Origin of the sequence: Bacillus pretiosus (assembly GCF_051294775.1) — a bacterium.
Classification (GTDB): domain Bacteria; phylum Bacillota; class Bacilli; order Bacillales; family Bacillaceae_G; genus Bacillus_A; species Bacillus_A wiedmannii.
In genome coordinates, this window is the sequence record NZ_JBPPHF010000489.1 from 1 (window position 1) to 286 (window position 286).

Sequence of the window (286 nt, forward strand, 5' to 3'; positions counted from 1 at the left end):
ATCATCTTTGTTTTTAAAGTATACATATGCCGTTACATAACCAGTTTCTGCATGTTTAATAATTTGTGTAATAGTCGTTTGTTGAAATCCGTTATGTATAAAAATAGTGTAACCAGCGTGTAATAGTTTCTTCTTTGTTTCTAAGGAGCGGTGTTTTCTTGATGAAAGAGTATTGTTTTTCAAAGAACCACCTCTTTATACTGAAAAATCTGAAAATATAACTGTATTGTAAAAGGAATTCATATATAAAGTCAACTGACATAATATCATTGACGTTATATCAACT

The 286-nt window shown here is 28.7% G+C and carries 1 protein-coding gene; it reads right to left on the bottom strand.

The genetic code is table 11. The features are described 5' to 3' along the window. The coding region (locus ACSG5Z_RS31860; protein WP_435712948.1) for a TetR/AcrR family transcriptional regulator at positions 1–183 on the bottom strand (183 nt) is incomplete at its 3' end. Positions 184–286: the final 103 nt, after the last annotated feature.